Origin of the sequence: Bradyrhizobium sp. SZCCT0153, from assembly GCF_018129995.1 — a bacterium.
Lineage (GTDB): Bacteria > Pseudomonadota > Alphaproteobacteria > Rhizobiales > Xanthobacteraceae > Bradyrhizobium > Bradyrhizobium japonicum_G.
Map to the genome: position 1 here is coordinate 736,480 of NZ_JAFCKS010000001.1, position 14,061 is coordinate 750,540.

Annotated in this window: 13 protein-coding genes and 1 tRNA gene; 5 read left to right on the plus strand and 9 right to left on the minus strand. The window is 60.9% G+C overall.

Annotated elements, in window-relative coordinates:
- Nucleotides 1-280 precede the first annotated feature (280 nt).
- A complete protein-coding gene (locus tag JQ572_RS03720) occupies nt 281-1,492 on the plus strand; it encodes a GGDEF domain-containing protein (protein ID WP_211381608.1) in 1,212 nt (403 codons plus the stop codon).
- A 34-nt stretch (nt 1,493-1,526) separates the two neighbouring features.
- Nucleotides 1,527-2,150 (plus strand): peptidoglycan recognition protein family protein, encoded by a 624-nt coding sequence (locus tag JQ572_RS03725; RefSeq protein ID WP_211381609.1) that lies wholly within the window; start codon nt 1,527-1,529, stop codon nt 2,148-2,150.
- A 54-nt stretch (nt 2,151-2,204) separates the two neighbouring features.
- On the opposite strand, the gene JQ572_RS03730 is transcribed toward JQ572_RS03725, so the two are convergent.
- The 3 genes from JQ572_RS03730 to JQ572_RS03740 form a co-directional block, all read right to left on the minus strand.
- Nucleotides 2,205-2,546 carry a hypothetical protein gene (locus JQ572_RS03730; protein WP_211381610.1) on the minus strand — a complete coding sequence of 114 codons (342 nt, stop codon included), beginning with the start codon at nt 2,544-2,546 and terminating at the stop codon, nt 2,205-2,207.
- Between the two features lie 188 nt (nt 2,547-2,734).
- Nucleotides 2,735-3,634: an RNA polymerase sigma factor RpoH gene (gene rpoH, locus JQ572_RS03735; protein WP_211381611.1), complete on the minus strand. Its 900-nt coding sequence runs from the start codon at nt 3,632-3,634 to the stop codon at nt 2,735-2,737.
- A 219-nt stretch (nt 3,635-3,853) separates the two neighbouring features.
- Nucleotides 3,854-4,861 carry an RluA family pseudouridine synthase gene (locus JQ572_RS03740; RefSeq protein WP_211381612.1) on the minus strand — a complete coding sequence of 336 codons (1,008 nt, stop codon included), beginning with the start codon at nt 4,859-4,861 and terminating at the stop codon, nt 3,854-3,856.
- On the opposite strand from JQ572_RS03740, the gene JQ572_RS03745 reads away from it, so the two are divergent.
- The 3 genes from JQ572_RS03745 (at nt 4,860) to JQ572_RS03755 (ending at nt 7,287) form a co-directional block, all read left to right on the plus strand.
- Nucleotides 4,860-5,204: a hypothetical protein gene (locus JQ572_RS03745; RefSeq protein WP_211381613.1), complete on the plus strand. Its 345-nt coding sequence runs from the start codon at nt 4,860-4,862 to the stop codon at nt 5,202-5,204. The two genes, JQ572_RS03740 and JQ572_RS03745, sit on opposite strands and share 2 nt — an antisense overlap.
- A 57-nt stretch (nt 5,205-5,261) precedes the next feature.
- A tRNA-Glu gene (locus tag JQ572_RS03750) sits at nt 5,262-5,336 on the plus strand.
- A gap of 859 nt (nt 5,337-6,195) precedes the next feature.
- Nucleotides 6,196-7,287: a hypothetical protein gene (locus JQ572_RS03755; protein WP_211381614.1), complete on the plus strand. Its 1,092-nt coding sequence runs from the start codon at nt 6,196-6,198 to the stop codon at nt 7,285-7,287.
- A gap of 25 nt (nt 7,288-7,312) precedes the next feature.
- Here JQ572_RS03755 and JQ572_RS03760 read toward each other — a convergent pair whose 3' ends face one another.
- The 6 genes from JQ572_RS03760 to JQ572_RS03790 form a co-directional block, all read right to left on the minus strand.
- The gene (locus JQ572_RS03760) at nt 7,313-8,104 is read right to left on the minus strand and encodes a competence protein CoiA (RefSeq protein ID WP_211381615.1); all 792 of its coding nucleotides are present in this window, start codon (nt 8,102-8,104) and stop codon (nt 7,313-7,315) included.
- 66 nt (nt 8,105-8,170) lie between these two features.
- On the minus strand, nt 8,171-8,812 hold the full coding sequence (locus JQ572_RS03765; RefSeq protein WP_211381616.1) for a hypothetical protein: 642 nt from the start codon (nt 8,810-8,812) through the stop codon (nt 8,171-8,173).
- Between the two features lie 116 nt (nt 8,813-8,928).
- On the minus strand, nt 8,929-10,683 hold the full coding sequence (locus JQ572_RS03770) for a GmrSD restriction endonuclease domain-containing protein (protein WP_211381617.1): 1,755 nt from the start codon (nt 10,681-10,683) through the stop codon (nt 8,929-8,931).
- Nucleotides 10,684-10,778: 95 nt separating this feature from the next.
- The gene (locus JQ572_RS34970; protein ID WP_249128810.1) at nt 10,779-12,095 is read right to left on the minus strand and encodes an argonaute/piwi family protein; all 1,317 of its coding nucleotides are present in this window, start codon (nt 12,093-12,095) and stop codon (nt 10,779-10,781) included.
- Nucleotides 12,096-12,294: 199 nt separating this feature from the next.
- Entirely contained in the window at nt 12,295-13,755 is a 1,461-nt protein-coding gene (locus tag JQ572_RS03785) for a toll/interleukin-1 receptor domain-containing protein (protein ID WP_211381619.1), read from the minus strand.
- Between the two features lie 10 nt (nt 13,756-13,765).
- Complete coding sequence (locus tag JQ572_RS03790; RefSeq protein ID WP_211381620.1) at nt 13,766-14,008, minus strand: DUF2188 domain-containing protein; 243 nt, start codon at nt 14,006-14,008, stop codon at nt 13,766-13,768.
- Nucleotides 14,009-14,061 lie beyond the last annotated feature (53 nt).

Here is a 14,061-nt window from a genome sequence, read left to right on the forward strand (position 1 = left end):
GTGTCATCGCGTTATCCACAGCTCAGATGCATTTTCGGGTGATTTTCCGCCCGCGAATCCGCATCACCGCGTCGCAGCGCCATCGCCACCGACATGCCTAACGATCCGACAACGGCGCAGTCGTTCATGAATCCAAAACCAAGGGCGCGTTTTCGAGCAACGCGGTGAGACTCCGTTAAGCGCGCCGGCCGCATTGTTCCCCGCAAGAAAACGGGGACGGGGTCATGGACGGACGGCTGCAAGGGACGGGGAGCGCGCGGCTGCGCGTACCGCACGCGCCATGCTGAACGTGCCGACACTCTGGACCGTGTTCGTCGTCAACTTCCTGGCGCTGGGCCTGATCTGGGCCTACGTGACGCGCTCCTATCCGAAATTCGCGGCCGCCCGGTTCTGGATGGCATCGTCCTTCGTCGGCGCGACCGGCGCGATGGCCGCGCTGGTCCGCCTGTTCGTCACCTCCCCGGTGCCGCTCCTGTTGGGCGGAGCCGGCATCATCGCCGCAAGCTGTTTCGCCGCGATGGGCATTCAGCGCTTCTACGGCAGGCCGGTGGCCTGGCGCATGATGATTGCGACGGCTGCCCTGAGCGTCGGCGGCACCGCGTTTTTCCTGCTCGTCTTCGACCAGATGCAGTTGCGCATGACCTTCTACACGCTTGGGCAGGCCGTTCCGCTGCTGCTGGCATTGCGGCTTCTGCTGTCGCCACAGGACGGCCGCGTCAGTCCCGGCGCCTGGCTCGCCAGCATCGTCATCCTCACCATCATCGGGATCTTCGTGGCCCGCGTGGTGGGCAATCTGCTTGGCGGGGATTTTTCGGCCGTCGCCGGCAGCCAGGGCCACGCCGTCATGGTGCTCGGCCTCCTGTTCCTGTCGATGACGCTCAATTTCGGCTTCCTGCTGATGGCGATGGACCGCCTGCGCAACGAGGTTGCCGACCTCGCGCTGCTCGACGATCTCACCGGCGTCGCCAACCGGCGGCATCTGTTGCAGCGGCTCGGCGAAGAATGCGCCCGCTCGGAGCGCAGCGGCGAGCCGTTCTCGTTGCTGGTGATCGATCTCGATGGCTTCAAGAACATCAACGACACCCATGGTCATGCCGCGGGCGATGCCTGCCTCCAGCACTTCACCCTGATGGCGCAGACCCGCTTAAGGCCCGGCGACATGCTGGCCCGCACCGGCGGCGACGAGTTCTGCGTCGTGCTGCCGTCGTCGTCCTTGCGCGAGGCGGCCGCGATCGCCCGCCGCGTGCTCGAGGTCTGCCGCCAGGATGCCGCGGCCTGCAATGGCAAGGACATCCCGATCGCGATCTCGATCGGGGCCGCGCAGTGGGATCGCGACATCGGCCAGTTTCCGGACCGCCTGATCGCGCATGCCGACCACGCCCTCTACGCCGCCAAGAAGAACGGCAAGAACGACTTTGCCGTCTACGATCCGGCGCCGCCGCTCTCGCCTGAGCCGATCGGGCCGGGCAAGGCCGCACGCAAATTCGCTTGATGGCGTGCTAGGCTCGGGTCCGCACTGGACCCGCATGATGATGTCTCGCCTGCTCGCGGCGCTTTTCGCCGCCTTCCTGATCGCACCCGCCGCCGCAACGGACGCCGGGCTCGCAAAACTCGCGCGCGGCTCCGGCACGCCCGACATTCCCGGCCTGAAGATGGTGTGGCTGGCGCCATGGGGCGATGTCGCCAGCGCAAGGCCCTGGCGCAACATCATCGTGCACCAGACCGAGGGACCGGCGGGCTCGGCCCGCGGCGGCGCACAGGAGCAATCGAAGAACCCGACGCGCCGCGGCGTCACCCTCTGGGTCGAGACCGACGGCACGGTCTATTGGGCGGTCGCGGAGAATCTGGTGCCGACCCATGGCGACGGCGCCAACCGCAACGACAACAAGTACATCGACAACAGATCGACCTATCGCCAGGTCGTGCGCGACAACTCGATCGGCGTCGAGTTCGCCGGAAACTATCCCGATGTCACGGCAGGCCCGACCGAGGCGCAGGTCGCAGCATGGAAGATCCTGGTCCAGGTCCTGCGCGCGCGCTACGGCATCCCGCTCGACCACGTCTATGCGCACAACTGGATCGACTACAAGGATGCGCGCTATTGCGAAGGCTGCTGGCTTGCGACCCTGGCGAGGACCTGGGGGGAATAGAGGCCGCGCTCCCTCACCCCGCAAGCGGGGCGGGGCGGGGACGATGCGCGTCAATTACACCGGCTGCGCCATCCATCCGAAAAACCGCCGGATCAATCCCGGTCGCCGCGGCAGCCCCGGCGGATCGTCTGCCGCGAGCACGCGTTTGAAGAAGTAATCCAGAAACACCATGTCGTTCGGCTCGGTGACGGTGAATTTCTCCTCGCCGAAGAAGACACTGTAGTTGAAGAAGAACGGGCCCATGATCGGGATCGTCGCGGTCGAGGCGTAGTCCTTCGAGATCACGAACTCCGACGGTTCGAGCCCGTGCTCGCGCATCGCCTGCTCGACCAGCGGCAGCTTGCGCATGAACTGGGCGGAGAAGCCGCCGACGGTGGATTGCAGGATGATCGCCACGGTGTGTATCCGTTTGCTCGGTGCTGGTCGCTCTCATTTGGGTCGTTGACCGGCGACAAGGGTTCAAGATGCCTGGCCCGCGCCTGCGCGAACATGCTGCAAGTCACACCTCGAACAAACGCGTCACACCTCAAACAAAAAAGCCGGCGTTGCCGCCGGCTTCTTGTCTCTTTCGATCCGCCAATCTCTTACAGCGCGGCTTCCAGCGCGGCCTGTTCGGCCTTTGCGATGGTGCCCTTGACCGCGGCCTGCACCTTTTCGAAGGCGCGGACCTCGATCTGGCGGACGCGCTCGCGCGACACGCCGAACTCGGCAGCAAGGTCTTCCAGCGTCATCGGCTCATCGGCGAGACGGCGGGCCTCGAAGATGCGGCGTTCGCGCGGGTTGAGCACGCCCATGGCGCCGTTCAGGGCGTCACGGCGGTGATCATATTCCTCGTGCTCCGCCAGCATGGCTTCCTGGTTGGGCGTGTTGTCGACCAGCCAGTCCTGCCATTCGCCGGCTTCACCGTCGTCGCGGATCGGAGCATTGAGCGACGCGTCGCCACCGAGGCGGCGGTTCATGTCGATCACGTCCTGGTCCGTGACGCCGAGGCGCTTGGCAATGATCTTCACCTGGTCGGGGCGGAGATCGCCTTCGTCCAGCGCGGAAATCTTGCTCTTCGCCTTGCGCAGGTTGAAGAACAGCTTCTTCTGGTTCGCGGTGGTGCCCATCTTCACGAGCGACCAGGAACGCAGGATGTACTCTTGAATAGACGCCTTGATCCACCACATCGCGTAGGTGGCGAGGCGGAAGCCCTTTTCGGGCTCGAAACGCTTCACCGCCTGCATCAGGCCGACATTGCCTTCCGAGACGACCTCGGAGATCGGCAGGCCGTAGCCGCGATAGCCCATGGCGATCTTGGCCACGAGACGGAGATGGCTGGTGACGAGTTGGTGCGCCGCGTCGCGATCGTCATGCTCACGCCAACGCTTGGCGAGCATGTATTCCTGCTGGGGTTCCAGCATCGGGAACTTGCGGATCTCGGCGAGGTAGCGAGAAAGGCCGGATTCTCCATTGAGCACCGGCAAAGCAGCGGTACGGGCCATACTGAAGCCCTCCAAAGGTTCAGGCCCCCGATAGCGGCGGGCCAGGCAGACGACCGCTGTGTTAAAGCCGGCCGTAGCTGCGATGTTCCGCGTTGGTCATTTCCAACGCAGGCGCAATATAACCCAAGGGGGGCCAAAAAGGGAAGGATTGCTGACGTCACGTCCCCGTGTGGCAGCTATAACTTTTTGTAATGTAACGCTTTTCTTAAAGCCCCTGCGTCATAGCGCCGCTTTCAGAGCGCCTTGCAGGAGAAGCAAATCCTCCGGCAGTGGCGCCTCCCAGTGGAGTAATTCTCCGGTTCTCGGGTGCTCCAATTCCAGCAGATAGGCATGCAGGGCCTGCCGCCCCAGCGCCGTCAAGGCTGCCTGAGACTCGGGGCCGAGATGGTTCGCCTTGGTCTTGAAGTGCGGGCCATAGACGGCGTCGCCCATCAGGGGATGGCCGAAATGGGCGAGGTGGACGCGGATCTGGTGGGTGCGTCCGGTCTCGAGCTCGCAGGCGAGCAGTGAAGCGATCGGCTTGCCGTCGCGCCCGGCAAAACTCTCCAGGATTTCCCAATGTGTGACGGCCTCGCGGCCGCCCTGGCGCACCGCCATCTTCTCGCGCGCGTGCGGGTGGCGGTCGATCGGCGCATCCACGGTGCCGCGATGGCGGCCCGGCAGGCCCCAGGCAAAGGCCATGTAGCCGCGCCGCATCGCCCCGGTGCGGCCGTGGTCGGCGAATTGCGCGGTGAGCGAGGCGTGCGCAAGGTCGTTCTTGGCGACCACCATCAGCCCGGTCGTGTCCTTGTCGAGCCGGTGCACGATCCCCGGCCGGCGCACCCCGCCGATGCCGGAGAGCGAAGTTCCGCAATGGGCGATCAGCGCGTTCACCAGCGTCCCGGTCTCGTGCCCGGCCGCGGGGTGTACCACCAGCCCCTTCGGCTTGTTGAGGACGACGATGTCGTCGTCCTCGAACACGATATCGAGGGCGATATCCTCGCCCTTGGGCTCCGCCGGGGCCGCCTCCGGCACGTCGATTATGATCGTATCGCCCGAAGTGACGTGATAAGCGGGGTCGCGGACCGCGGTGGCCTTCAGGCTGACCGCGCCCGCCAGAATCAGGGCTTTCAGCCTCGATCGCGACAGGTCGGAAAGGTGCGCCGCCAGCACGCGGTCGAGCCGGGCCGAGCCCTCGTCGCCGCCGACCACGACCTCCAACCTTTGCGCTGAGCCTGAGTTTTCCATGACGACGTCTGATACCGCTGTTCCCGAACCGAGCCCCGAGCAGGCCGCGCTGTTCGCGCGGGTGCGGCGGATGATGCTGATCGCGGGGTTGACGACGGCGCTGGCAATCTGCGCCGTCCTGATCGCGGTGGGCTACCGCCTTTTCAAGTCGGAGGGAAGGGCGGCCGAGCCGGTCGGCGACGTCACCGCCACCCTGCCGAAGGGCGCCAGGATCGTCTCGACCGGGGTCGCCGGCGACCGGCTCGTGGTCACGCTGGACATCGGCGGGGTCACCGAGATCCGCACCTTCGACGCCCACACACTGAAGCCGACCGGGAAGCTGAAATTTGCCAATGAGCCGTAAAAGGGCGGTTCGGGTCCTTGCGGCGGACAAATTTCGAGGTTATTGGCTAGCCCTCACGCTCCCTTCGTCTAGCGGTTAGGACGCGGCCCTCTCAAGGCTGAAACAGGGGTTCGATTCCCCTAGGGAGCGCCAGACAATTCAACAACTTAGAGACGCAACGGAAAAGTCGTCGAATATCCGTTGAATAAGCGTCGGCGGACGTTGGCGAACTCCAACACACTGATTCACGGATCCAGCCACGCGCAGGTTCGCGCGCATAGATCCGGCAGCCCCGTTGGCAATCCGAGCGAGATTATAACGCACGAGCAGCAGGACTTGAGCCTGCACTTTGATCGTTATGAGCCGCAGACTATCGATCAGCTTTGTTGATTTTTCTGCATTTCGGTAAAGTCCGATCGCGATCGTTGCGTTCCGGTCGGATCGTTTCTGATGCGAAACTGGGGCAGTTACTTAGTCCGTGGTTTTGGGCTATGGGCCATTGCTCTCGGGCCGTTGAACTAATCAGTTAAAAAATCGACCAGGCGGTTCTCCTCCGTCGCTGGACTGCGCCGATCGCGGCATTCGAGAGGTCGTTGCGGAGGGAGAGGCACGCTACAAGCAGGCGTGCCGTTAAACAGGTCCAAAGCTGGTTGGGTCATTCACGGATCAGCACGACCGCGATCTACACCGCTTCGCGCGCGCCCGAGGATATCGAATGCGCGACCGCGTTCTGGCGAGATGCCGGTCTAGATCGGGACCGAATCGTGGCTCAAATTGACCCGCTCAACCGGGTCATTGGTGCGAGGATGCGAAGGCTGCGGGTTGCGCTTGGCCTGACCCAAACTGAATTAGGTGCCTACGTTTCAGTGACGCAGCAGCAATTCCAGAAATGCGAGTCGGTCACGATAGCATCGCAGTGAGCAAGCTTACGCTGTTGGCAACCGTGCTAGAATACCCGATAGCGAGCGTCTTTGCGCTGGCGCTCGCCGCTTCTGAATCATTGTGACGAGAAATGACCAAGCCCGCGAAGACTAGACCGTTCATCAGCAAAGTACGTTGCATTTACACCGGCAAAGTGATCGATCCGTTGGATGCTGCCCTCAAGCCGAGCGTCGAGCATATCATCCCACTCGCATTGGGTGGGTCGAACCAGTTTACGACGCGCGACGTATCGTCGGCGGCAAACAGCCGAGCCGGCGATGAAATCGACGATGCGGTTGCCAGCACCCTTCCGTTCTTGATGCTGCGCCATCGCTACAAGCTTCAGGGGAACCGCAAGGTTATACCCTGTCTGAAGATGAAGGGTGAATTCATCGACATCAAAGAGTCAGCCGAAATCAGCGTCAGCGCGGAGGGGGATATCGATTTCACGTTCCAGAATGAAAAGAAGATATCCGGAAAGATCATCTCGCTGGGCTCAACCGAGGACCGGGTGCGCTTTTTCCTTCGCGGGCGGCTTGAGCAAGCCAAACAGCGGAAGCAGCATCTTTACTCCCAATTTGGCGAAATCACGGACGATGAGGATATCGAGATTGCGCTTCTTCTCGCCAACCGAAACGAAGGCCGCGACTTCAAGGCCAGCGTGACGGTCGACATTTCGGCATTTAACGAAGCTCGCGCGCGCCTCATGGTTAAAATTGCGCTCGGATTGGGCCACCGGGTCCTTGGTCCCGAATGGACGTTTGGGCCGGGTGGCATCATGCTAAGGAGCCACCTCTTCCCGGGGGAAAAGGATCTGAACTTTGGTTTGCTGAAGGGCACCATCGATGCCGACGTTCCCGCGGTCCTCGCAGATATTGTCGGCCTTGCCAATAATCGGCATGTCCTGGCCGTGCTTCCCAACGGCAAATCGACGTCTGCCTTTATCTCTTTATTCGGAGGTCAGGCGGGTACTGCCGTGGTTGACCTTGGCTACGACTCCCGCCGCAAATTCAACCGTGCTGTGAACAAGGGCGAGCGTCTCGACTGCGCGTTCTCAATCCCGCTCGAGGTTGCGGGATCACGACCCCTGGAGGTGCGCTCGATCCACGAACTGGCCAATGCGGCAAACCTCAATGGAATTTTGCCAAAATCGCGAACCGAAGCCAAACGGCTATTGCGGTGACCTGTGCGATGCCTCGTATTCTGGTCTAAAAGCGCCGCCGTGCGCGTTGTCTCCGCATCAGCTGCCAATCAAACGCGCTCGGCATTCGGTGCCGGAACTCCTGACGTTTGCGCAAAAGGTCTGCGACGAGCTGAAGAGTTTCAGTGAACGGCTCGTCGAATGCGACACCGGTTCGATAAACCTCGATCAGATAGGATTTCGCGACAGGGGAAAGAAAGACCGCCCCACTCTGGCTATTCGGGTTCAGCCGCCAAAGCGTGGGCTCGGAAAATCGGCAAAGATCGGAGGGTTCGCTGTCGCCAAAGTCGAAATAGACCGGGACACGGCTCGCTTTCCAGTCTCGCAGTAGCGCACTGTCATGCAACCGCGCAGGAATAACCAGCGGTTGCTGGTGGATGGCATTATCGAAGGAGGCGAAGAATTGCGCCCGGTCCCGCTTGCGTCGTTGCCCATCTACGATCCAGATCATCTTCGAATAAAACTGCTCACGCCCCTGCCGTTCCGCTTCCGGAAGGAAGGAGTGCTGGAATTCAAGGGCAACGCCGCTTTCCGTTTTGACATCGGCGATGTGTTTTTCGCCGTTCGGCGCCGCGTGGATCGTTTCCTGCCAACCTTTTGGAAAGTGATCCTTCCAGCCGCGGTGCCATTGCGTCTCCGGCTCCCACCATGTGTCGCAGGTGCGCGTGCCTTTGTGCGCCCAATGCCAAATCCGGTGCTGACCACATTTTGCAATCGCCGCACCGCCGCAAACGCGACATGTGCCCGCGAGACCTGGCGCCGCTTCATGGCAATCATCTTCAACGAAAGCATATCTCATAAGCCGTCATTCCCCCGCCACGGTTGCCCATTGCCGTTGCATGGATGTTCGGGCCCGTGGAGCATATCAGGCCTCCGCTCCCTCGCTGAGGGTGATGCTGAGACCATGCTTCAGCGCCAGTTTTTCCATCATCGCGGTAAGCGATTGCGGAACCGGCATACTCAAATCACGTCCTAGCTTTGGGTCACCCTCATGGCAGCGGAGGCCATCGGAGATAAGCTGACCTACCGTCTTAGCGCTAGAAAAGTCCAACTTGCCTTCCGCGACATCGTCCGCGGGAACGACCGAGATGCTGGAGGGACCGTAAGCCCAAACGTAGGAGGAAGTTGTGCGGTCCTTCATGTCGCGCACTTGGGCAGCCAGACCTTTCCGATCTTTTGAGTCATTCCACTTGGACTGAACAATCATTCCCTTGTTGACTTGATAGTCCGGGGTATCCACGACGAGAGAAATATAGACATCCGCGCCCGACTTTTTCTCCCAACTTCCGCGACCCTTGTCCGGGAAATCTTGCGCGTGAACTTTGACGTGCATGCCGTGAACGTCCATGTTGTGGAGTTCGCGTTCGATGAGAGCTGTAATCTTGCTCGTAAACTGGTGCTCTTGCGTTGGCGCCAGGTAGTGCCTCGCACAGGTCTGGGCGACGATTTCGCCGATGAGGCGATAGGCTCGCTCTTGCCGCTCCTCGTCGTCTTCCTTTGTGCCCACCACTTCCCCCTTGAGGCCGGCTCGTCTGCTTCCGAGCGTCCGGTTTTTTCTAAAACTGCGAATAGAGGCCCTTCAGCAGGCGCGGCCATACCCTGGAAGCAAGTAGGCAATAGGCCTCAATAGGAGGCACCACCGGCTTTCTTAGCAATAAAGTCATTCATGCATTTCGCAAGGGCTGTACGGCGCGCCTTCAAGAATGCTTTGTAACTCTCAAGCTTGAGAAGCTCCGGATCGTTAGGCACAAGCTGCGCATCGAGCGACTCCTGCCCTTGCTTGGCAACGATTCCGGGGAGATACGCGGTTGGCTCTTTATTGCTTAAGCGGCGATTGGTCTGCCCCGTGATAAAGGCCATGTTGGCAATCTCATTGATCTCGCCGGTCTCGTATTGACGATCCTTAAGCAGAGATTTTGGGAAAATGTGATGCCACTGAATGAAATGCAACTTGCCTTGATGCGTCAGCGAAAGGCCGAGGCCGCTGAACCAATCCTTCGCGCCAGCATCCTTGAGGGCGAGATAGGCTAGCGAGAAGAGCGGGCTGTTCACGCCGCGCCCAGCGAGATCGTCTGGCTCTATATGCAGCCTTCCGAATTGCCGCTTCACGGGGTCAATCAGGGCCGCGACGTCGCCGCTGCGGAAGATGATCGCGAGATCCTCGTTCAGGAGCGTTTCGGTCGACCCGCGGGAATACCGGCCACGCGCATTTGCCGTAAGTAGCCAGTAGAGCAGCGCACGGCTTTCTTCCTTGGTCAGCTTGTTGTCCTTGACGCGGCTTACCGCGGCAAGAGCAATCACGAACATGGGAGAAGAAAGCAGGCTTTCGTCTTCGATGCCGGCGTTTGTCCGCAAAAAGTTAATGGCGAAACGTAACCCCTCTTTCGCTTCCTTCCATCCCTCTTGGAGGCGCACAATGGATGTTGCGCCAACCACACGGAAGAGGCCCTGCTTGGTTGCGAACACCACGATAGCGCGCACGAGAAGGCCGAGATCGAGCGTAAACCCATTATCCTCACACTCGTCCTGAAACTCCTCCAGCTCTTGCAGAAGATTTTGCCACCGCGACGTCATCTGCGCCAAGGCGAGGTCCGAGGATCGCAGCTTCGCCCCGAGCGAATTCACGCGAACGAATATCTCGGTGACTTCCTCGTAACTCATTCCCCGTTCGAGGACGTGGACCACATAGGAGTAGTTTTTGACCTGCCTTAGGCGCGTCAACCGATCGAGGTACTTCTGATAGCGCGGGTCGTCGAACCCCGTGATGCCAGCTTTTTGAAGAATGGCTGTGTCGCTCGACTTGAATATCTCGCTGACCGGTACCCAATTGGGCATCGCCAGGAGCGCGCGGCTAGCGACCACGAAGGTGCGGCGACTTAATCGCTCCGGCAAACCTCTATCGGCTCCGCCGCCGTCCTCGTCTGCGTTGTCCTCCCCGTTCCCGTCATCGGCCAACTCGTCCTCAGCCGAAAGGAGCGACTCCTGGTCGCTGTCGACCTCCAATGCTTCACTAGGCGGGCCTTCCGGATGGTCGAGATTAAATAGTATGTCGATGGGTCTCTTGCGGTGACGGACGGTGACCGGCTCGCCGTTGATGACGGCTGTGAGGGAGGTGAGCCGTTGCTGCCCATCAAGGAGGAGCTTCCGTCCCGCGAAGGCCGTTGTTTCCTGCGCAATCGCGAAGTCGCGCGTCGGTATGGGCTCATCCGTTTCCCACACCAGAATGGAGCCGCTCGGATAGCCACGGTATAGCGAGTCCAGAAGGTCGCGAACGCGCGTTCCCTTCCAGACATAGTGGCGTTGAATCTCAGGAAGCCTGAGCTCGCCCCGCTTGTACATGTCGACGAGCGCGCTGATCGGAACGTTCTGTTGCTGCATGGAGCCCCCGCAGTTGAATGCCGAAATCTACCGAAGGTTGACGGGGCAAGCTAGATGTCCCCAGCAACAGCGGTTAGCCTGAGAACGCTCGCCACCTAAAGGTAATGCCTAAACGGAAGCGGTTTCGAGGTCACATCCGGAATGGCTGTGAGGATTTCGCCGATGTCGTCTGCGAAGCGCAGCGTCACGGGCAGCCCGTCGTTGAATATGCACGTGTTGAAGTTGACCTTGGTAAGGGCCAGGATGTCGGCGATCACTTGCTCCAGCTTGGTGTCACCGAACACGATTTTGACCTTGAGAGGCGTCGGCACTTCGCGTCCTGGATAGGTCAGGAGGTGCGGTACGTAACCCGCGGACCAGACGAAGGCGTTGCGCTGGTCGACTTTCAAGGCGAGGCCGCGCATCACGGCCTTGCGGCCCTCGCGGAAAAGCTTGAGGTCGTTCGGCCGGAGGATCTGGATGCCAGTGACAGAGGTGCCGTCCGGCGCTCCCTTGCGGAAGCCCTTGATCTCGTCCCAGTTAAAGCGGGTCCGGCCGTGGATAAAAACCTCGCGCGGCGGCTGCTTGTTGTGAAGGTTCTTGTAAGCTTCGACGCAACGGCGAACAATGTCCTCAGCCTTCTCTTCCGATAGGTGATATTCGCCGTACTTGTCCGAAGCCCATTGGCCGACGGCGCCCTTGAATACGATGCCTTCGCCGGTATGAAGGAACATCTGCGCGCCGCAGCACGCTTCCTTGGCTTCGAGCGGGTTGTTGGTGCGCTTGAAGACGAGGCCGATGTAGCACACACCATCGCGAATGTCGGCGAGGGTCCACGGCTTCTCGCCGGCCTTGTAATAGATGCCAGTCGTAAGATTCCACGCAACGGTCGCATCATCCTGCATCTTGCGAGAGCGCTCGCCCTTGCTGTTGAGGTATTCGTGGGGAGCAATTGTGGTCTGGCGCACGAGCTGCGTGATCGCCTCGCAGCCAAGCAGCTTGGCCTTGAGCTGGTTGTGGAAATGGTTCTCGAACAGGTGCTTCTCGGCGGCAACATTCGCATCGTCGAAGAAGTCGGGTTCTTCCCAGAGTTCGATGGCCTTGGAATGCGAGAGCGAGACCTTAGGCACAATGCCTTCCGCTTTGCTTATGGTCGAGCGTGGCCGACACAGCTTCCACACCTCCTCGGGCACGACCACGAACCAGAGCGCGACCTTGGGGTCTTCCTCTTCGACCCAGCGAATGAGCGGTTTGGAGAACAATTCCACGGTGTCATAAACGCGCTGGTGCGGATCGGTCAGCTTGACCTTCGAATTCAGCTCGTCAGGATCAACCTCGATCTTGACGCGGGGAACGTCGTCCCATGCAGTGCGGAACACCGCTTCGAAGCCGGGATACGTGACCGAGCTACCGACCTTGGGATCGGCAGGCACGGCCTGCTTGATTTTCGCGGCCCATGCCTCGAACTGGCGGATGCAGTCCCGCGTGCCGATGACGCCGTAATGGATGCCGTGAAGCTTTTTGGGCGGCCCGAACATCATCAGGCCGTCCTTGGGGTCTTCAAGCAACTGCTCGAAGCCGAAGCGAAGTCGCGGTTCGGCGAATGTAAGGAGGCGCCGCGCGGGCTGGGACTTACGGGGTTTCGTCATCGTCGTCCTCCGGCGAGGTATCCTCGATCAGTTCGATCTCCCGGGCTTCGTCGAGGCCGTCATCGGCATCTTCGAAATATGTCCATGGGCTGGTGAAATTCATCGGCGCCATGGTGACAGCCAGTTCTTGGCCGCCGCCCACATTGATGGCCAAGGTCTTGCCGCCCTTGGCGAGCTCGGCCGTGAAAGCAAAGAGCCGGTCGCGCCATTCCTTGTTCCACCACTGCTTACAAACACTGCGCCGGGCCTTGTGCATCCGCTCAGGCTTTGACCACGGCTTGATCCCGTCGTCAGTGAAGATGACATGGTGCCGGAGCACGAGCCGCGGGAACGGCAGGATCTGAGGCGATGCCGAAAGGGCGTAGTGCCAGAAGCCGTCGGGAACCTTCTCGCCCTCCTTGGTGCGCTTGCTCTTGTTGCCCACCACCTGCCGGAAGGCACGGCGGCCGCGAAGCGCGCGGTAGTAGGCGCGGTTCTTTTCAAGCTGGGCATTCTTGAAAAACCGCGCAGCAAGGCCGCTTGCGAGCTCGAAAGTACCGAGCTCGCGTGCGGTGAGGGCGCCTTCCCATGCTTGCCGGACGAGGTCGGTGACGATGTTAGCTGCATCGAACGGGGCAATCTCGAGTGCTTTGTCCCCGCCTTCGATGAAAGCCTCGGTTTTGGCTGATGCGGCCGGTTTGAATGGCGCGTCAGAACCAAAGTGCTCCATCACCTCCGGCTCGGCAGCGAAGGTGATAAGATGCGTGCCGTGGAGGCGATGCGGATATGGGAAACCCGAGGCGCGCTTTTCGAGTGACTCGGCAGACCCAGCGAAGGGATGGAACTTGGCCATCTTGGGCAAGCGCAACTCGAACCAGTTGGTGTGGCAGACCTCGTCGCTGACGACCACCTGCCGCCGTCGGTCGAGTTGACGGTCGTACCATTCCGCGACGCAGGCCGGCCCTGCCAGCGGCGACTTCGGGATGTTCTCGCGCTCGAACAGCTTCAAAAGGGTCGCAAGGCCTTTCGACCAATTCTCGTCGAAGCGCACGATGTTGAGATCAGCGAGCGGCTTCTGCATCGCCGAGAAGGGAAAGGCGTCGATCTTCAACGGGATTACGAAATCGCGGAGCTTGTGCTTCTCTTGCGCCTCGAAGGCAAGGCGCAGTTCGCGCAAGCAGCCGGCCTTGCGGTTTGATTCGAGCTCGGAGACGAAGATGAAGCGGATCGCATGCGCATCGATGGCTTCCTCGATGTCGGTCCAGAAACGTTCACCGCCGAGGAGCTTGGTGGTGTCGCACCACACCTCGTAGCCCGCAATGGCGAGCTGTGTAGCGAGCCAAGTGGCGAAGGTGTTTTGCTGCGGGTTTGCGTGGCTGAGAAAGATGACGCTACGCGCGGGTGAAGGCGGCGCCGAAACCGCCGGGCCGCCTTCCAACACTTGATCGTCAACATCTCCCCGCATGGACTGGCTCCTAGTGCTTGCGGTCGCGGGGCGGGAACGGGTCATGGCCAGGTGCCACGGTGTCCGAGTCCCGCCAGCGGCCATCGCGGCCCTGAATGCGGACCTCGCCCCCGCCCAGGTTGTGGACGGTGCGCTTGGCTGAGCGTTCGGCTTCGCTTTGCTTGTGATGAACGCTCTCGGGCGTCACCACGCCGCCTTTCTTCACGGCCCAATCAGAGCCATGCTTCACGACGAATCGGTCGTTCTTTGACATTGTAATCTCCTTAAATGTGTTGAATCCAAACTGCCGATGGGTTAAGAAACTAT

What these genes read in the sequence shown, in the direction of transcription:
- JQ572_RS03720 (WP_211381608.1), top strand. Translation starts at nt 281, where the DNA reads ATGCTGAACGTGCCGACACTCTGGACCGTGTTCGTCGTCAACTTCCTG.
- JQ572_RS03725 (WP_211381609.1), top strand. Translation starts at nt 1,527, where the DNA reads ATGATGATGTCTCGCCTGCTCGCGGCGCTTTTCGCCGCCTTCCTGATC.
- rpoH (WP_211381611.1), bottom strand. Translation starts at nt 3,634, where the DNA reads ATGGCCCGTACCGCTGCTTTGCCGGTGCTCAATGGAGAATCCGGCCTT.
- JQ572_RS03745 (WP_211381613.1), top strand. Translation starts at nt 4,860, where the DNA reads ATGACGACGTCTGATACCGCTGTTCCCGAACCGAGCCCCGAGCAGGCC.
- JQ572_RS03740 (WP_211381612.1), bottom strand. Translation starts at nt 4,861, where the DNA reads ATGGAAAACTCAGGCTCAGCGCAAAGGTTGGAGGTCGTGGTCGGCGGC.
- JQ572_RS03755 (WP_211381614.1), top strand. Translation starts at nt 6,196, where the DNA reads ATGACCAAGCCCGCGAAGACTAGACCGTTCATCAGCAAAGTACGTTGC.
- JQ572_RS03760 (WP_211381615.1), bottom strand. Translation starts at nt 8,104, where the DNA reads ATGAGATATGCTTTCGTTGAAGATGATTGCCATGAAGCGGCGCCAGGT.
- JQ572_RS03770 (WP_211381617.1), bottom strand. Translation starts at nt 10,683, where the DNA reads ATGCAGCAACAGAACGTTCCGATCAGCGCGCTCGTCGACATGTACAAG.
- JQ572_RS03785 (WP_211381619.1), bottom strand. Translation starts at nt 13,755, where the DNA reads ATGCGGGGAGATGTTGACGATCAAGTGTTGGAAGGCGGCCCGGCGGTT.
- JQ572_RS03790 (WP_211381620.1), bottom strand. Translation starts at nt 14,008, where the DNA reads ATGTCAAAGAACGACCGATTCGTCGTGAAGCATGGCTCTGATTGGGCC.